Genomic DNA, 17070 nt, shown 5'->3' on the forward strand with positions numbered 1-17070 from the left:
TCCGATATCCAAGGATATGTGCTCGGACATACCCCACGTGAGCTGGCGCACGAACCGGCGAACTGCGTACTCTAAGAGTGTGCGCGACCACTTTCCGCCGGGATTGCCACCGGACCCGTTCGCCGACGACCCCCACGATCCGTCGGCCGCGCTCGATGCGATCGAGCCTGGTCAGCCGCTCGACCCGCAGGAGCGGATCGCGGTCGAAGAGGATCTTGCGGACCTCGCGGTCTACGAAGCATTGCTGGCCCATAAGGGAATCCGCGGTCTGGTGGTTTGCTGTGACGAATGCCAGCAGGATCACTATCACGACTGGGACATGCTCCGCGCGAATCTGCTGCAGCTGCTGGTCGACGGCACCGTCCGCCCGCACGAACCGGCTTTCGATCCCGAGCCGGAAGCATATGTGACCTGGGATTATTGCCGCGGGTACGCCGATGCCTCACTCAACGAGGCCGCCACGGACCGCGACGGATTCCGCTGATCTTTCGCTTTTCGGCCTACCCGCCGACGTGCGAGCCCGATCCACTTCCCTGATTCGCCGACCCGCCTCCCGGATTGGCCGGAGCCACTGGAGCTGACGTCATCACCGGCATGTGCCGTGACGGGCCGTCGGCGCCCGAACCCGCGTTCCCGCCGCTGCCCGGATACCCGTGAAGGTTCCCCGACCCGGGGATGTTGACGGGTGCCTGATAGTTCGGCACCTGGTTGTCGGGAGTACGGGTAATCGGCGTCGGAGCTTCGATCGTCGTCGGCGCGGTGATCACGGGAGTGTCAACAACTCCGGGCCGGGTGGTGACGATGGTCACCCCTTCCGGAGTCGTCGGGACGGTCACGATGGGCGCAGTCGACGGCGCCGTGGTGCTCGCAATCACCCCCGGAGCAGAGACGGACGTGGTGGGCGCGGAGGGTGCCGTCGTCGTGAGTGTCACGCTGGACGACGTCGAGGTGGACGGGGTCGACGTGATCGCCGACGTGGAGCTCGGCGGCGTCGTGGTGGTGGTGGCCGACACGGTGGTCGACGTCGACGTGGACGTCTGGACAGATGTGGACGTGGAGCTCGTCGACGTGGAGCTGGAGGTGCTCGTCGATGTCGAACCGCTTGTCTCCGTCGTCGACGAGGACGTGGATGTGGACGACGTCTCCGACGTCGTGGTTGATGACGTTGTCTCGGACGTGGTGGTTACCGGCGTCGTCGAGGTCGTGGAACTGGTTGTGCTCGTGATGGGTGCGATCGCCGGCGGCGACAACATGATGCGCGGCGTCTCGGTCACCATCTCCGGCGGCACGGTCGCCTGCGGGTTCTTGGCGTCGATCCTGACTTCGGCCTGTTGCACCCGGCTGGCCAGCTCGGCCTTCTGCTGGGCGTCGCCCACCTCGTTGACGCGCGCAGCGGCAACCCCGAGCTGTTGCTGCGCCCCTTCCCAATCCCCTTGGGAAATAAGCTTTTCCACCTGCGCAAGTTCGGTTTGCGCCGAGAGCACCACCGGGTCCGTGCGCACCGTCGGGCCCGTGCCGAACAACGAGCTACGCAGCCCATACAACGCGTCACCGGGATGCGACTGGTACACGGCCGCACCGAATCCGCCGAACAGCAGCGTCACCGCGGCCGCCGAACCCACCGTCGTGGCCAGCAGCCGCGAACGGCCACCACGGTCGCGCAGTGCGTTACGCGCCTGCCCGAGTGTGGGTTTCGCCGGCATCGGATCGCGCCCGACATCCTCGCGCCAGGCCGCCAACATCATCGCCACGGCGTACTCGTCGGAATCGGACGTGGCCACCGGCAGATCCGCCGCGATGGCATCGATCATCCGGTTGGTGCGCCGCAGCGCCGCCAGGTCTTCGGGCCCCTCGTTCTCTTGCCAGCCCTGCGGACCGGGGAACCATCCGCGTCCATCAGCCACGGTGATCACCCGCCCGAGTCATCTCTGCCTTGAGTTTCTGCAGTGCCCGATGCTGCGCCACCCGGACCGCGCCCGCACTGCTGCCGACCGCGTCGGCGGTCTCCTCCGCCGACAGGCCGACGACCACACGCAAGATGAGGATTTCGCGTTGCTTCTCGGGCAGCACCTCCAGCAGCGCTTGCATGCGCCGCGAGGATTCGGAGTTCAGCGCCTCCTGTTCGGGGCCCGCATGGCGGTCGAACTGCTCCGGCAGGGTCTCGGCGGGGTCGGACTTGTCGCGGGCCATCGCGCGGTGCGCATCGGCTACCTTGTGCGCGGCGATGCCGTACACGAAGGCCAGGAACGGACGTCCCTGATCTTGGTAGCGAGGCAGCGCTGCGATCACCGCGAGACACACCTCCTGCGCTACGTCGTCGGCGGAGAGACCACTTCTTTCCGCCGTTCCAACTCGAGCGCGGCAATATCGCACCACGACGGGCCGGATGGCACTAAGTACCTCAGAGAGCGCGTCGCGATCGCCTTTGACGGCAGCAGCAACGACGTCGTCGAGCCCGCTCTCCGTACTTGTCATCGACTGCGCATTCCCCAGCGTTACGTGTGGTGCACCGTGGTGGTGCTGTCACCTAGGACAATAGCGTTGGACATCAGCGGGCAGCGCATTTAGTCCACCACCTCGAGGCGCCAACGCCCACCCGCGCGGGCTATCCACGCGGCACATTCGCGGCGAACAGCAACGAGGTCTTCACGAGGTTGCCCCGCCCCGTCGAACGACGGCAGACCGGACAACATCGCCGCCAGCGCCCAGCGCAGCGGCACCAGCTCATTCGCCGTCGCGGCCTGCAGCCCGCGCGCGGCGACAACCGCCGATTCATTCATATCGCCAACGCTGCTGAGCGCCGCGGCCAGCACCATCGCCGTCTTGACCTGGTGTCTTACCGAAGGCACATCACGCGCGAGCTGCTCGGCCGTGCGCGCGTACCGCAGCGATCGCTCCCCGTCGCCGGACACCATCGCCAGCTCGGCGTGCACCCAGGCCAACCGCAGGGGTAGGCGCCATGGCCACCGAACGTCACCGCGCACGGATAGCGCATCGGCCCGTTCCAGTAACGCGTGAGCAAGCGGAAATCGCCCCAGTCCCAGTGCATCCGCCGCCAACCCGACGAGTGCATCGGACCGCGCCTCGGCGTCGGTGCCGGCCAGCATCAGTGCGCGGCCATCCAGCCCGCGCGCATGCGTGTGCCAGCCGAGCTGACGCACCAGTGATGCGCGTGTACTCAGCGCCAGCGAGGCACGTCTGCCGGGGCGCGAGGTCACGATGCCGCTCAATTCGGCGTGCGCCGCCGCATAGCGTCCCGCTCCACCCAGCGCGACGGCACGAAACCAGGCATCCTCAGGTGTTGAAGCGCACGGAAGCGGCCACGTAGCTGGACTCGGACCAAAGGCGGCATTGCTGAGCACGGCCGTTACGGAGGTAAGGGAAGTCACCATGGGAGCGGCCACCGTACCAATTCCGTCAAATATGGCGTTAACAGTTGATGCTGCGGATGTTAAATCGATGTCAACCGGACCTGTGAACACTTCACCAACACAGCATTAAGGAAACGGAAAACCCACGGCCAAAACCCGCTGACCACGCAGGTGAGCGACCGCTACGTACCAGTCATGAGCAAAGACGATGAACGTGATGTTAATTCTGGACCTAATGGCGTGATGTTGCCATGATCATCGCCTATTGACTGGATTTCTACCGCGCACCTACGTTGTGTACACCGCTTGTCATTGGCGACACGTCTGGTGCAACTTCACTCACGCGCAGGTCGACTGCGCGCGCAGCGAGAGGGTTAACCACATGCCGCAGCCACAGCAGTTGCCTGGGCCCAACGCAGATATTTGGGATTGGCAGATGAAGGGCGTTTGCCGAGGAGTCGATTCGTCGGTCTTCTTCCATCCCGACGGTGAACGCGGCCGTGCCCGCGCACAGCGGGAGATGAAGGCCAAGGAGATGTGCCGGGCATGCCCGGTGCTGGTGCAGTGCCGCGCACACGCGCTGGCTGTCGCCGAGCCGTACGGAATCTGGGGCGGGCTCTCGGAGTCCGAACGTGAACTGATTCTGCGCCGCGGAGTACGCCGCACCGCGTAATACGCTGAGCAAACGTTGGGCCCCCGCACCCAGATGGTGGCGGGGGCCCAACGTTTGCGGGGGTCTTTAGGTAACGGGGCCCGCCGGCTGGTCATCGACCTTCCAGTTGAAGAAAATCTGCGATCCCTGCACATCGGTAGTCCTGACGGTGACCCCGATCGTCTTGCCCTCGCCGTCGACGACCGCACACCGCTGAGTGGCACCCTTCTCGCCCTTCAACGCCCCCTCACAGCTGACGCTGGCGAGCGTGACACCGGTCTTCTCCTTGATCCCGTCCTTGAGCCCGGCCTCCAACTTGGCCTTGGTGAGCTCAGGGGAAGACGACCCCAAGCTGAAGTGCGCCTCGCAGCCCGAGAGCAGCAGCCCCGCCAGGACCAACGCCGTCAGCCGCGACATGTGACTAGCCATCCGCTTAGTAAACCCCCGTTTTAGCGCGGCGCCACGGCCACCCTGGCCGATCGACGAGGACGGCAACCCCATCGACGTTGACGATCGCGAAGGCCACTAGGCCGCCCACACCGCCTTGTACGGGCCCCATTGCCACAAAACGCAAGACGCCCCCGACCCGTGGGCCGAGGGCGTCTGCATTGCTCTCTAGTGGGCGTGACCGTGGTGACCGTGACCGTGACCGTGGTCGGCCTCGACGGCCGGCTTCTCCACGATGCTGGTTTCGGTCGTCAGGATCATCCGCGCCGCCGACGCCGCGTTGATGACGGCCGAGCGGGTCACCTTCACCGGATCGATGACGCCATCGGCGATCAGGTCGCCGTACTCGAGCGTCGCCGCGTTGAAGCCATGCCCGGCATCCAGCTCCGCCACCTTGCTCACCACGACGGCTCCATCCAGCCCGGCGTTGGTGGCAATCCAGAACAACGGCGCGGACAGCGCGGCTTCGAACACGTCGACACCCTTGGCCTCATCGCCCTTGAGCTCCACACGCAATCCGTCCAGCGCCGAACGAGCCTGCACCAGGGCGCTACCGCCGCCGGCGACGATGCCCTCTTCCACGGCAGCCTTGGCCGCCGCGACAGCATCCTCGACGCGGTGCTTGCGCTCCTTGAGGGCGGTATCGGTGGCAGCACCCACCTTGATCACCGCAACACCGCCGGCCAGCTTGGCCAGACGCTCCTGCAGCTTCTCGCGATCCCAGTCCGAGTCGGTGGTTTCGATCTCCGCCTTGAGCTGCGCGACGCGCGCCTTGATGGCCTCCTCGGAACCGCCACCCTCGACGATGACCGTCTCGTCCTTGCTCACCACGATGCGGCGGGCGGTGCCCAGCACCTCGATGCCGACCTCACGCAGCGACAGGCCCACATCGGGGTTGACCACCTGAGCACCGGTGACGATCGCCAGGTCCTCCAGGAACGCCTTGCGGCGGTCACCGAAGAACGGCGCCTTGACCGCGACGGCCTTGAGGGTCTTGCGGATCGCGTTGACGACCAGGGTGGACAGCGGCTCGCCCTCCACGTCCTCGGCCACGATCAGCAGCGGCTTGCCCTCCTTGGCCACCAACTCCAGTAGCGGCAGCAGGTCCGGCAGCGAGCTGATCTTGTCGCGGTGCAGCAGCACCAGCGCGTCTTCCAGGATCGCCTTCTGCTCGTCGAAGTCGGTCACGAAGTACTGCGACAGGTAGCCCTTGTCGAACTGCACACCGTCGGTGATGACGAGCTCGGTGTTGATGGTCGAGGACTCCTCGACGCTGACGACACCGTCGCCGCCGACCTTCGTCATGGCCTGGCCGACCAGCTCGCCGATCTCGGGATCGCGCGAGGACACGGTGGCCACCTGCGCGATGGCGTGCTCGCCGGACACCGGCGCGGCCACTGTCAGCAGCCGCTCGGACACGGCGTCGGCGGCGCGGGCGATACCGGTGCCGAGCTCGATCGGGTTGGCACCCGCGGCCACATTGCGCAGACCGGCCTTGACCAGTGCCTGCGCCAGCACCGTGGCGGTGGTGGTGCCGTCACCGGCAACGTCATTGGTCTTGGTGGCCACCGACTTGAGCAGCTGGGCGCCCAGGTTCTCGAACGGATCTTCCAAGTCGATATCGCGGGCGATGGTGACGCCGTCGTTGGTTACGGTGGGCCCGCCGAATGCCTTGGCCAGCACCACGTTCCGTCCGCGTGGACCGAGCGTGATCTTGACCGCGTCGGCCAGCTTGTTGACCCCGGCTTCCAGGGCGCGGCGCGCGGTCTCATTGAATTCGATCAGCTTGCTCATGTGTTCTCTCTAGTCGGCTGATTCAGCACTGGACAGGTTTGGGCAAAACGCGTGCCGCCCCGGAAACGCCTGCAATACAGGTGGTTTCCGGGGCGGTCACAGGGTGTTACTTGCTAACGACAGCCAGCACGTCGCGAGCCGACAGGATCAAGTACTCCTCGCCGTTGTACTTGATCTCGGTGCCGCCGTACTTGCTGTAGATGACGACGTCGCCCTCGGACACGTCCAGGGGGATCCGCTTCTCGCCATCCTCATCCCAGCGGCCGGGGCCAACTGCGACGACGGTGCCTTCTTGCGGCTTCTCCTTGGCAGTGTCCGGGATAACCAGACCGGAAGCGGTCGTGGTCTCGGCCTCATTGGCCTGCACGAGGATCTTGTCCTCGAGTGGCTTGATGTTCACGGCCACAGTGATCCCTTTCCCTCTCAGGGTGGCTCGGTGGGCCTGGTGCCCATGAGCCTGGATTGTCAATAGATGTTTCGGCGGCCGGATGAGTGTCGCGTCGTCGTCGCGGGTGCCGACACAACGTCAACCGATCGCCATCTAGCACTCTATACATGAGAGTGCCAGCGCTCAAGAGTGGGCTGTGACCTAACCGCTCAAAGCACCCGGATCCATGAGCAGATGGGCCGACACATCACCGACCATCTCGACATCTACCCGGCGCGAGCTGAAATACCACCCGTGCTCGTCGCGGCCGAAGGTGTCGCGGTATCGGCCCACGACAATCGCCTGCAGCGGCAGCTGTTCGGTGGCCTGCACCACGCAAAACGTCGATCGGGCCGAGGCCGTGCCGTCGTCGCCGACCTCCACGATCGGGTTGAGCACCAAGTGCCGGGTGCGCGGCGTGCCACCGGTCTCCCGATAGCGGCGGGTGGTGGTGACGAAGAGCTTGGTGATCGCCGAGGCACCGGACCCACTCCCCTGTTCCCCACCGAACGAACCGCGGCCAAGGAGCTCGCCGACCCCACCGAAATCGCCTGCGTCCATCAGCTCGGCGTACCGGTACAGCAGATCGGTGATGGCGAGCCGGTCTGCGATGCTCACCGCACCTGCCCCTTCACCACGGGTAACCCGGGGTCCGCCGCGGCCTGCAACGAGGACGGCTGCGCGCCCGCGGCCACCAGGTGCGCCGCGAAGGAGGCGATCATCGCGCCGTTGTCGGTGCACAACCGCGGCGGGGGCACCCGCAGTGTCACGCCGGCCTCGGCGCACCGCTGCTCGGCCAATGCACGCACCCGCGAGTTGGCGGCCACACCACCGGCGATCAGCAGGGTCGATACCCCGAGGTCGGTGGCCGCGCGCACCGCCTTCATGGTCAGCACGTCGGCCACCGACTCCTGGAAGCCCGCAGCCACATCTGCGGGAGAGAAATCGCATGTTTCACCGTGTTTTTCCAGGTAACGGGCCACCGCGGTCTTGAGTCCCGAGAAGCTGAAGCTGTGTCTGTCGTCGCGTGGTCCCGTCATGCCCCGCGGGAACGGAACCGCCGACGAATCACCGTGTTGTGCAAGCTCGTCGAGCACCCTGCCACCCGGATAACCCAGCCCGAGAAGCCGCGCCACCTTGTCGTAGGCCTCACCGGCGGCATCGTCGACCGTGGCGCCGAGCTCTTCGATGGGCTCGGCCAGCGACCGCACGTGCAGCAGACTGGTGTGTCCGCCCGAAACCAGCAGGGCCACGCATTCGGGCAGCGGCCCGTTTTCGTAGACGTCGGCGGCGATGTGGCCGCCGAGATGGTTCACGCCGTAGAACGGCACACCCCAAGCCAGCGCCAGCCCCTTGGCGGCGGAGACCCCGACAAGCAGCGCACCCGCCAGGCCCGGCCCGATGGTCGCGGCGACCACATCGGGCTTCTGCACCCCCGCGATGTCCAGCGCACGCCGCGCGGTGACGCCGAGCGCCTCCAGATGCGCGCGGGAGGCGATCTCGGGCACTACCCCGCCGAAACGTGCGTGCTCGTCGACGCTGGAGGCGACCTCGTCGGCCAACAGCACCACCGACCCGTCGGGGGTCAGCTCGGCGATACCCACTCCGGTTTCGTCGCAGGAGCTTTCGATGGCGAGGATGACTGTCATAGCAGCGTCAGCCTATTTCACGATGCCGTGTGCAGGGCGTTTCATGGTGAAGGCATCGGCTCCGCTGCCCGGGTAATACCGCTTGCGCAGGCCGACGGTCTCAAACCCGGTGCCGTGATACAGCGCGATCGCGGCCTCGTTGTCGGTGCGGACCTCCAGGAACACCGGGCCCGGATCCTGGTCGGCGTGCGCGAGCAGCGCATCCAGCAGACGCCGTCCCAAGCCCTGTTTCTGGTAGGCGAGATCCACCCCGATGGTGTGGATCTCGTACTCCGGCTCCTGATGCCCCAAGCGGGAGATGCCGCCGTACCCCACCAGCGTGCGTCCGTCCCTGGCCGCGAGGTAGAAGACGTGCGCCGCGGCGAGCTCGGAGCGGAAGGCCGACTCCGGCCACGGATCGTCGCCCTGAAACAGGATCGCCTCGAGTTCGGCGCACCGACGGGCATCGCGGCGGCGCAGCGGGCCGAGCTCGATGGTCATCGGCCAGGTTCTTTGGCGTCGGGGCGACGCAGATACAGCGGAGTCAGGGCATCCGGGGGCCCATCCCAGTCGGCCACCTGGACCAGCCGGGACGGCGACGGGTACTGGCGGTCCAGCACCGGGAGATCGAAAAGCGTTGTGTGATCTGGCGATCCGGCTACCTGGGCGTAACCCTGGACCGACACGTCGGCGGGCGCATCGACGGCCGGACCGCTGATGCGCGCGCCATCGCGATATCCGGCCCAATACACCTCACGCCGGCGGGCGTCGGTGACGACGAGGACGCCGCCGGTGGTGCCGTAGCCGATGGCATCGAGGGTGCACACCGGGTACACCGGAATGTCCAGCGCCAGGCCCATGGCCGCCGCGGTCGCCATGCCGACACGCAGTCCGGTGAACGGGCCCGGTCCACAGCCCACCACGATCGCGCCGAGCTCGCCGACCGCGACGCCGGCATCGGCACATGCCGCTGCGATGTTCGGCGTGAGAGCCTCGGCATGGCCCCTGGCGCCCATGGTGATTCGTTCGGACAGTGGCTGTACCGATCCATCGGGGGCGCGCCTCACCAGCCCCGCCGTGATGGCGGGGGTGGCGGTGTCCAGGGCGAGTATCACGCTCACGGCTCACAACTCCAATGCCAGGTTGCGGTGCGTTCATCGGAGTCGGCGGCGCGTTCCAGCCGGATGTCCAGGTGATGTGCCGAGAGCCGTTCGGCCAGGCCTTCTCCCCATTCGACGACGACCACCGAGTCGTCCAGCTCCGTGTCCAGGTCCAATGAGTCCAGTTCGCCTAGCAGGTCCGCACTTTGGTGTTCCAGCAGCCGGTAGACGTCCACATGCACCAACGTCGGCGCTCCCGGCTGCCGCGCCTCGTGGACCCGCGCCAGCACATACGACGGCGAGGTGACGGGACCATCGACGTCCATGCCCTGCGCAATCCCCTTGGTCAGCGCGGTCTTTCCCGCCCCCAGCGGCCCGCTGAGTACGACGACGTCACCTGCGACGAGGTCGCGTCCGATACGTGCGCCGAACTCCAGCGTGTCCTGCAGCGTCGGCAATGCGACACTTCCCGATTCGTCGATCAACGGCCGGTCCGATCGCGCAGACGCTGCTTGATGGCGGCGAAAAGTGTTGGTGTCGAGCGCCTGACAAGCCGGTCAATACCGTCGTTGACGATTCCCGGGTGTTCCAGCTGCACGAGGTGCCCCGATTCACGCACCAGGATCAGCTCATTGTGGCCGCTGGGCCCCAATTGTGCTGCCATGGACTCTGATTGGGTGTGTGGGGTGAGCATGTCGGTGTCGCCGCATATCACCAGGCTGGGTAGTGGCGCGATGGTCGGCAGCGCCGCTGTCTCGTCGTGCTCCTCCAGTGCGCGCAGGAAATCCACGATGGTGGTGACGGGCGTCTGGTGAATCATCCGCTCGCTGAACCTCACCAGCGTGGGACTCACCCGCTGGCCCCCATACGACGCGGCCTGCAGGACCGGGCCCACGAGTGATTTGACGGCGCCGCGCCCGTGGTGAGCCGGCCGCGGCGCGTAATGCACGGCCGTGCGTAGCACGCGCAGCGCCGGATTGCGCAGCCCCGCGCCGATCGCGGTGTGTGAAAGACCTTCGGCGGCACTGGCGATCAAGCCGACACCGACGATCCTGCGGCCATACTGCTCGGGGTGGCGCCCGGCGTGCGCCAGGATGGTCATGCCGCCCATCGAGTGGCCCACCAGGACCGCGTTGCCCCGTGGCACCAGCACGCGCAGCACCGACTCGAGGTCGTCGCCGAGTTGTCGGATGGTGCACGACGCCGGGGCGGGTAGGCCCGAACGCCCATGTCCGCGTTGGTCGTAGAAGACCATCCGGACATTGTCGCCCCAGCGGCTCGCCAGCTCGCGGCGTTGGAAATGAAACGACGCCATCTGCAGACAAAAACCGTGCACGAACACAACGGTCAGTGGCGCGTTCGACGGGCCTACCTCGCGAACCGCAAGCGGGATACCGTCATCGGTCATCACGATGCTGCCGCGATCGGTCTCCAGCAGATCGAAATCCTCACCGCGATAGGGGTCATCGAAGCTGCGTCGACCGATGGAGCGCGCGGTGCCGACACCGGCCACAGTGACCACGGCACCGATCCCCGCGACACCGGCCAGCCAGGCGTTCGACTTATTGCTCAACGGTCCTGGAATCCCGGTACGTCCGCACCACCCGGCCCCGTGGGCCGGTGACCACTTCGTAGGCGATGGTGTCGAGCAGCTCCGCCCATTCCTGCGCTGTCGGCTCACCCGCCGCACCCGGCCCGAAAAGCGTTGCGACATCGCCGGCTTGCACTCCGGCCCCGTTGTCACCCAGATCGACCACGAACTGGTCCATGCACACCCGCCCGATGTTCGGGTATCGGCGCCCGCCGATGGCCACCTCGAAACGGTTGCCCAGCCCGCGGACCACGCCATCGGCATAGCCGAGCCCGATGAGCGCCGCGTTGGTGTCGCGTGGGGCGGTCCACACGTGCCCGTAAGAGACCCCCTCACCGGCCCGCACCGGCTTGACCGAGGACACCGCACACGTCAGCGACATCGCCGGGATCAGCTCGGTCTCCACGGCCCCGGGCATCGGGTTGATCCCATAGACCGCGATACCCGGACGCACCATGTCGTACCGCGTATCGGGACGGGTCAACGTGGCCGCCGAATTCGACAGATGCGCCAGCTCGTAACGCAACCCAAAGCTGCGCGCCACCTCGAGCGCGTCGTTGAACCGGCCGATCTGCATGTCGATGGTGGAGTCGCCGGGCTGATCGGCATACGCGAAGTGAGACATGATGCCGCGCACCCGGATTGACTCCTCGGCCTGCGCCTTGGCCAACGCCTCGAAGAGATCGCGGGTGTACTCGGCCGGCACTCCGTTGCGGTTGAGCCCGGTGTCCACCTTGATGCACATGATCGCCTGTCGCCCGGTGGACCGCGCCGCCGTGAGCAGCTCACCGAGCTGATCGAGCGATGAAATCGCGACCTCGACATCCGCGTTCAGCGCGGCGGCGTAGTCGGCTCCCGGTGCGTGCAACCAGGCGAGCAGTGGCGCGTCGATACCGGCGGCACGAATCTGCAGCGCCTCGGTGACGGTGGTGACCCCGAGCTCGTCGGCCCCCGCAGCCAGCGCGGTACGCGCCACCCGCACCGCGCCGTGCCCGTAACCGTCGGCCTTGACCACTGCCATGAGCCGGGCCGGGCCCGCGTACTCACGCAGCAACCGCACATTGTGCGCGACGGCACCCAGGTCGATGACCGCCTGTGCGGTCGTCTCGCCTGTGTTCGGCGGGAGGCCGCCCGTAGTCGTCGAAGTCGTGGTCACCGGCTCCATTGTCCCATCCGCTCGCTAATGGGCGAACGGCTGCACCTCGTCGAAGTGCCCATTGGGTTTCAGCTCGTCCAGACCCTTGAGCACGGTGATGAGGTCATCGCGCAGCGCCCTGGCCAGGTCGCCTGAGAAGCCCTCGCGCACGACCACCCGCAGCACCGCGATATCGGTGACGTCGTCGGGCATGGTGTACGCCGGAACCTGCCAGCCGAAGGCACGCAACGAATGCGAGATATCGAACTCGGTGTACGGGTGATTGCCCTTCAGCCGGAACGACACCACCGGGATCGCCGAGCCGTCGGTGATCACCTCGAAATGCTCACTCTTACCCAGCTCATCACCGAACCAGCGCGCGGTCTCCGACAGACAACGCATCACCTGGGCGTATCCGGCCCGGCCCAGTCGCAGGAAGTTGTAGTACTGCCCCACCACCTGGTTGCCCGGCCGGGAGAAGTTGAGGGTGAACGTCGGCATGTCACCGCCCAGGTAGTTGACCCGGAACACCAGCTCTTCCGGCAGGTGTTCCTTACTGCGCCACACCACGAAGCCGATCCCGGGATAGGTCAGCCCGTACTTGTGCCCGCTGACGTTGATCGACACCACCCGCGGCAGCCGGAAGTCCCAGTGCACTTCGGGGTGCAAGAACGGCACCACGAAACCGCCACTGGCGGCGTCGACATGCACCGGGACATCGGGCTTGCCGGGCGTGGCGGCGAGTTTGTCCAGTGCGGCGCAGATCTCGGCGATCGGCTCCAACTCACCGGTGAAGGTGGTGCCCAGGATGCCGATGACACCGATGGTGTTCTCGTCCACCGCATCAAGCACTTGCTCGGGCGTGATCACGTACCGGTCCCTGGCCATCGGCAGATACCGCGGCTCGACATCGAAGTACCGGCAGAACTTCTCCCACACCACCTGCACGTTGGAACCCATCACCAGATTGGGCGTGCGCCCCTTCCAGTCGTCACCCACCTTGGCGCGCCAACGCCACTTGAGGGCCAGCCCGGCGAGCATCACCGCCTCACTGGATCCAATGGTCGACACACCCACCGCCGACGACGGGTCCTCGGTGGACAGATCTTCGGCGTGAAACAGGTCGGCCACCATGGCCACGCACCGCGACTCGATGGCGGCGGTCGCCGGGTACTCGTCCTTGTCGATCATGTTCTTGTCGAACGTCTCGGCCATCAGCTTCTCGGCCTCGGGATCCATCCACGTCGTGACGAAGGTCGCCAGGTTCAGCCGGGAGCTGCCGTCGAGCATCAGCTCGTCGTGAATGAACCGGTACGCGGCCTGCGGGTCCATCGGCTCATCGGGCAGCCGCAGTGCCGGGATGGGGGCCGTGGACAACCGGCCGGTATAGGCGGGGCTGAACGAGGAGGCGTTGATCTTGCCTGCATGGGCCGAGAGGCGGAACTGATCGCGGGTATTCGACATAAACCGATTCTCACCCTATTTCGGCGATTGCCCACCGCAGATGTCCAAGAAGACGGGAAGCCGAAATGGGAGCTTTACCCGGACCCGGGTCTGCCGCGGCGGCAGCAGCCGCACGCGCGTGCACGTAAGCCCCCATCGCAGCGGCCTTGTGCGCCGGAATTCCCGCCGCCAGCAGCGTCCCGATCACCCCGGCAAGCACATCACCCGAGCCCGCGGTGGCGGCCCACGAACCATGGGCCCGATTCAGATACGCCGTCCCATCCGGCTGGGCGATGACGGTGACGTTCCCCTTGAGAAGGACCGTGGCCCTGAGCCGTGCGGCCAGTGACCGCGCCGCACCGACCCGATCGGGACCGGGCGGTGCGCCTGCCAACCGCGCGAACTCACCGGCGTGCGGGGTCAGGACGGTGGCCGCGGCGCGCGATGCCACCAGCTCGGTCAGATCGTGATGCTCGGCCAGAATCGTCAGAGCGTCGGCGTCGACGAGGACGGGCAGGCCACCCGACAGCACCCGGCGCAGGGTCCGCGTCTGACGCTCGGCGGTTCCGTACCCCGGACCGATCACCCAGGCCTGCACCCGGCCGGCAGCCTCTTCCGTCTGCGTGGTGATCGTTTCCGGCCAGTGCGAAACCACCTCGGCGGCAGCCGTTCCCGCGTAACGAACCATCCCGGAGGTCGCGGCGACGGCGGCACCGGAACACAGCACGGCCGCTCCCGGGTAGGTGCTCGATCCGGCCAGCACGCCCGTGACGCCCTGCGTGTATTTGTCGTCGGCCGGTCCGGGGATCGGCCACGCGGCCGCCACATCATGGGCATCCAGTTCCCGCAGCGTCGACGCGGGCAGCTCCAACCCGATGTCGATAAGCCGGACGTCACCGCAATCACCAAGAGCATGAACGGGTTTGTGCCCACCGAACGTCACCGTGACCGCGGCGCGAAAGGCCGGGCCGTCCACCGCCCCGGTGTGTACGTCGACGCCGCTGGGAATGTCCACCGCGATCACGGGTATGCCCGCGGCGGTGACCTCATCGGCGATCTCGGCGGCGCCGGGCCGCAGCGGGCCGTTACCGGAGATGCCCACCACGCCGTCGACGACGAGGTCGGTGTCAGAGGGCACCGCGGACACCACCCGGCCGCCGGCCTTACGAAAAGCCGTCAGCCCGTCACGGTGGGCGCGATCGGGGTTCAGCAGCACGGCGGTGACCGACACGCCACGCCGACGCAGGAACGTCAACGCCCACAAGGCGTCTCCCCCGTTGTCCCCAGAACCCACGATGGCGCATACGCGGCGCCCGGCCACCACACCCGCGCGCCGCGAGAGCTCGCCCGCGATGACCGTAGCCAGTCCATATGCCGCGCGCCGCATCAGCGCCCCGTCCGGCAGGGCAGCCAGCAGGGGGGCCTCGGCGTCTCTGATCTGTTGGGCGCTGTAGTAGTGCCTCATCACGCTATCTTCGCCGAGAACGCGTAATGCACGCTGTTCCTGCGGCTTTTGCGCGCTCCGTGTCGTCTGGATCCGGAACTATTCGACGGTGACCGATTTGGCCAGGTTCCGCGGCTTATCCACGTCATACCCGCGAGCCTGCGCCACTGCCGCGGCGAAAACCTGCATCGGAATCGTGGACAGTAGCGGTTGGTACAGCGTCGATACGGCGGGAATCTCGATCAGATGGTCGGCGAAGGGGCGGATCGTCTCGTCGCCCTCTTCGGCGATGACGATCGTCCGCGCTCCACGGGCCTGAATCTCACGGATATTGCTCAGCAGCTTCGAGTGCAGCAGCCCCATGCCCTTAGGTGACGGCATCACCACGATGACCGGCAATCCCTCTTCGATCAACGCGATCGGCCCGTGCTTGAGCTCGCCGGCCGCGAAACCCTCGGCGTGCATGTACGCCAGTTCCTTGAGCTTGAGCGCACCTTCGAGCGCCACCGGGTATCCGACGTGGCGCCCCAAGAACAGGATGCTGGAGGACTGCGCGTACTGCCGGGCAAGGTCGGCGACCGGATCCATCGCGGAGATCACGCGCTGGATCAGCTCGGGCATGGCCTCCAGCTCGTGGAACTCACGGGCCACCTCGTCCGGGTACTTGGTCCCGCGGGCCTGCGCCAACGCAAGGCCCACAAGGTAATTGGCCGTCACCTGCGCCAGGAAGGTCTTCGTGGCGGCCACACCGATCTCCGGCCCGGCGCGGGTGTACAGCACCGCATCGCACTCACGGGGAATCTGCGAACCGTTGGTGTTGCAGACGGCCAGCACCTTGGCCTTCTGTTCCTTGGCGTGCCGCACCGCTTCCAGGGTGTCCGCCGTCTCACCGGACTGCGAGATGGCGACCACCAACGTGCTGCGATCCAAAACCGGATCACGGTAACGGAACTCGCTGGCGAGCTCGATTTCCACGGGCAGCCGCGTCCAGTGCTCGATGGCGTACTTGGCCAGCAGACCAGAGTGGAAGGCCGTGCCGCACGCCACCACGAACACCTTGTCGATATCGCGCAGCTCCTGATCGGAGAGCCGCTGCTCGTCGAGCACTATCCGACCGAGGTCGAAGTGGCCCAACAAGGTGTCGGACACCGCGGCGGGCTGCTCGGCGATCTCCTTGAGCATGAAGTACTCGTAACCGCCCTTTTCCGCGGCCGACAGATCCCAATCGATCTTGAACACCCGCGCGTTGTCGGTGTCGTCATTGCCGTCGAAGTCGGTGATGCGGTAACCGTCCGCGGTGATGACGACAACCTGGTCCTGCCCCAATTCGACAGCATCCCGGGTGTATTCGATGAACGCGGCGACATCGGACCCGAGGAACATCTCACCGTCGCCGATGCCGACAACCAGCGGGGTGGACCGGCGGGCGGCCACAATCGTGCCCGGGTCGTCGGCGTGGGAGAAGACCAGAGTGAAATGCCCCTCCAACCGTCGCACGACGGCCTGTACCGAGGCCACGAAGTCACCCGCCGTGTCCCCAGATTCATACTGGCGCGACACCAGATGCACGGCCACCTCGGAATCGGTGTCGCTGGCGAACTCGACGCCGGCAGCCTCCAACTCGGCGCGCAGCGCCGGGAAGTTCTCGATGATCCCGTTGTGGACCACCGCGACCTTGCCGGTGGCATCGCGATGCGGGTGGGCGTTGCGGTCCGTGGGGGCACCGTGGGTGGCCCAGCGGGTGTGTCCCATCCCGGTGGTCGCGGCGAAGGATTCACCAGATTCGGCGATCGCGGACTCCAGGTTCGCCAGTCGACCGGCCTTCCGCTGCACCAGCAGCCCGCCGCTGCCGTCGGCCAGCGCAACCCCCGCGGAGTCGTAGCCGCGGTACTCGAGCCGCCGAAGCGCCTCAAGGACGACACCAAGAGCGTCCCGGTGGCCGACGTACCCGACGATTCCGCACATAGCCCAACAGGGTAGTTCAGTTCCCGCTGCGGTCCGCAACGCCGGCGATCAGCTACGGTCATGCAATGGTTGT

General features: G+C 66.6%; 18 protein-coding genes. 2 read left to right on the top strand and 16 right to left on the bottom strand.

Annotated elements, in window-relative coordinates; genetic code table 11:
- The first annotated feature begins 79 nt into the window (after positions 1-79).
- Positions 80-484 (top strand): DUF5319 domain-containing protein, encoded by a 405-nt coding sequence (locus B4393_RS04070; protein ID WP_005056069.1) that lies wholly within the window; start codon positions 80-82, stop codon positions 482-484.
- A gap of 16 nt (positions 485-500) precedes the next feature.
- Here B4393_RS04070 and B4393_RS04075 read toward each other — a convergent pair whose 3' ends face one another.
- From B4393_RS04075 to B4393_RS04085, 3 genes are all read right to left on the bottom strand, one after another.
- Positions 501-1904 (bottom strand): anti-sigma-D factor RsdA, encoded by a 1404-nt coding sequence (locus B4393_RS04075; protein WP_078333326.1) that lies wholly within the window; start codon positions 1902-1904, stop codon positions 501-503.
- A complete protein-coding gene (locus B4393_RS04080) occupies positions 1897-2475 on the bottom strand; it encodes a sigma-70 family RNA polymerase sigma factor (RefSeq protein ID WP_070938597.1) in 579 nt (192 codons plus the stop codon). The genes B4393_RS04075 and B4393_RS04080 overlap by 8 nt, the downstream gene beginning before the upstream one ends.
- 89 nt (positions 2476-2564) lie before the next feature.
- Positions 2565-3392 (bottom strand): hypothetical protein, encoded by an 828-nt coding sequence (locus tag B4393_RS04085; RefSeq protein WP_109558535.1) that lies wholly within the window; start codon positions 3390-3392, stop codon positions 2565-2567.
- A 361-nt stretch (positions 3393-3753) separates the two neighbouring features.
- On the opposite strand from B4393_RS04085, the gene B4393_RS04090 reads away from it, so the two are divergent.
- Positions 3754-4044, top strand: coding sequence for a WhiB family transcriptional regulator (locus tag B4393_RS04090; RefSeq protein ID WP_005056056.1), 291 nt, complete (start codon positions 3754-3756; stop codon positions 4042-4044).
- A gap of 66 nt (positions 4045-4110) precedes the next feature.
- On the opposite strand, the gene B4393_RS04095 is transcribed toward B4393_RS04090, so the two are convergent.
- From B4393_RS04095 to glmS, 13 genes are all read right to left on the bottom strand, one after another.
- Entirely contained in the window at positions 4111-4440 is a 330-nt protein-coding gene (locus tag B4393_RS04095; protein WP_078280800.1) for a DUF4333 domain-containing protein, read from the bottom strand.
- A gap of 198 nt (positions 4441-4638) precedes the next feature.
- The gene (gene groL, locus B4393_RS04100) at positions 4639-6264 is read right to left on the bottom strand and encodes a chaperonin GroEL (protein ID WP_078280225.1); all 1626 of its coding nucleotides are present in this window, start codon (positions 6262-6264) and stop codon (positions 4639-4641) included.
- A 106-nt stretch (positions 6265-6370) separates the two neighbouring features.
- On the bottom strand, positions 6371-6670 hold the full coding sequence (gene groES / locus B4393_RS04105) for a co-chaperone GroES (protein WP_005056050.1): 300 nt from the start codon (positions 6668-6670) through the stop codon (positions 6371-6373).
- Between the two features lie 183 nt (positions 6671-6853).
- Positions 6854-7309, bottom strand: coding sequence for a nuclear transport factor 2 family protein (locus tag B4393_RS04110; RefSeq protein WP_078333072.1), 456 nt, complete (start codon positions 7307-7309; stop codon positions 6854-6856).
- A complete protein-coding gene (gene tsaD / locus B4393_RS04115) occupies positions 7306-8340 on the bottom strand; it encodes a tRNA (adenosine(37)-N6)-threonylcarbamoyltransferase complex transferase subunit TsaD (protein WP_078333073.1) in 1035 nt (344 codons plus the stop codon). The genes B4393_RS04110 and tsaD overlap by 4 nt, the downstream gene beginning before the upstream one ends.
- Before the next feature lie 12 nt (positions 8341-8352).
- Positions 8353-8820, bottom strand: coding sequence for a ribosomal protein S18-alanine N-acetyltransferase (rimI, locus tag B4393_RS04120; protein WP_078333074.1), 468 nt, complete (start codon positions 8818-8820; stop codon positions 8353-8355).
- Positions 8817-9440 carry a tRNA (adenosine(37)-N6)-threonylcarbamoyltransferase complex dimerization subunit type 1 TsaB gene (gene tsaB, locus B4393_RS04125; protein ID WP_078333075.1) on the bottom strand — a complete coding sequence of 208 codons (624 nt, stop codon included), beginning with the start codon at positions 9438-9440 and terminating at the stop codon, positions 8817-8819. Before tsaB ends, rimI begins: the two co-directional genes overlap by 4 nt.
- The gene (gene tsaE / locus B4393_RS04130) at positions 9437-9904 is read right to left on the bottom strand and encodes a tRNA (adenosine(37)-N6)-threonylcarbamoyltransferase complex ATPase subunit type 1 TsaE (protein ID WP_078333076.1); all 468 of its coding nucleotides are present in this window, start codon (positions 9902-9904) and stop codon (positions 9437-9439) included. The genes tsaB and tsaE overlap by 4 nt, the downstream gene beginning before the upstream one ends.
- The gene (locus B4393_RS04135; RefSeq protein ID WP_078333077.1) at positions 9901-10992 is read right to left on the bottom strand and encodes an alpha/beta fold hydrolase; all 1092 of its coding nucleotides are present in this window, start codon (positions 10990-10992) and stop codon (positions 9901-9903) included. The genes tsaE and B4393_RS04135 overlap by 4 nt, the downstream gene beginning before the upstream one ends.
- Entirely contained in the window at positions 10982-12175 is a 1194-nt protein-coding gene (alr, locus tag B4393_RS04140) for an alanine racemase (RefSeq protein ID WP_078333078.1), read from the bottom strand. Before alr ends, B4393_RS04135 begins: the two co-directional genes overlap by 11 nt.
- Before the next feature lie 15 nt (positions 12176-12190).
- Positions 12191-13609, bottom strand: a complete 1419-nt coding sequence (locus tag B4393_RS04145) for a glutamate decarboxylase (protein ID WP_078333079.1) — start codon at positions 13607-13609, stop codon at positions 12191-12193.
- A 10-nt stretch (positions 13610-13619) separates the two neighbouring features.
- Positions 13620-15053 (bottom strand): NAD(P)H-hydrate dehydratase, encoded by a 1434-nt coding sequence (locus B4393_RS04150; protein ID WP_078333080.1) that lies wholly within the window; start codon positions 15051-15053, stop codon positions 13620-13622.
- 78 nt (positions 15054-15131) lie between these two features.
- Positions 15132-16997, bottom strand: coding sequence for a glutamine--fructose-6-phosphate transaminase (isomerizing) (glmS, locus tag B4393_RS04155; RefSeq protein ID WP_078280257.1), 1866 nt, complete (start codon positions 16995-16997; stop codon positions 15132-15134).
- Positions 16998-17070 lie beyond the last annotated feature (73 nt).

Source organism: Mycobacteroides franklinii (assembly GCF_002013895.1).
In the GTDB taxonomy this organism is placed as follows: domain Bacteria; phylum Actinomycetota; class Actinomycetes; order Mycobacteriales; family Mycobacteriaceae; genus Mycobacterium; species Mycobacterium franklinii.

What these genes read in the sequence shown, in the direction of transcription:
- B4393_RS04085 (WP_109558535.1), bottom strand. Translation starts at nt 3,392, where the DNA reads ATGGTGACTTCCCTTACCTCCGTAACGGCCGTGCTCAGCAATGCCGCC.
- B4393_RS04150 (WP_078333080.1), bottom strand. Translation starts at nt 15,053, where the DNA reads ATGAGGCACTACTACAGCGCCCAACAGATCAGAGACGCCGAGGCCCCC.
- tsaD (WP_078333073.1), bottom strand. Translation starts at nt 8,340, where the DNA reads ATGACAGTCATCCTCGCCATCGAAAGCTCCTGCGACGAAACCGGAGTG.
- B4393_RS04090 (WP_005056056.1), top strand. Translation starts at nt 3,754, where the DNA reads ATGCCGCAGCCACAGCAGTTGCCTGGGCCCAACGCAGATATTTGGGAT.
- groL (WP_078280225.1), bottom strand. Translation starts at nt 6,264, where the DNA reads ATGAGCAAGCTGATCGAATTCAATGAGACCGCGCGCCGCGCCCTGGAA.
- B4393_RS04080 (WP_070938597.1), bottom strand. Translation starts at nt 2,475, where the DNA reads ATGACAAGTACGGAGAGCGGGCTCGACGACGTCGTTGCTGCTGCCGTC.
- rimI (WP_078333074.1), bottom strand. Translation starts at nt 8,820, where the DNA reads ATGACCATCGAGCTCGGCCCGCTGCGCCGCCGCGATGCCCGTCGGTGC.
- B4393_RS04095 (WP_078280800.1), bottom strand. Translation starts at nt 4,440, where the DNA reads ATGTCGCGGCTGACGGCGTTGGTCCTGGCGGGGCTGCTGCTCTCGGGC.
- glmS (WP_078280257.1), bottom strand. Translation starts at nt 16,997, where the DNA reads ATGTGCGGAATCGTCGGGTACGTCGGCCACCGGGACGCTCTTGGTGTC.
- B4393_RS04145 (WP_078333079.1), bottom strand. Translation starts at nt 13,609, where the DNA reads ATGTCGAATACCCGCGATCAGTTCCGCCTCTCGGCCCATGCAGGCAAG.
- alr (WP_078333078.1), bottom strand. Translation starts at nt 12,175, where the DNA reads ATGGAGCCGGTGACCACGACTTCGACGACTACGGGCGGCCTCCCGCCG.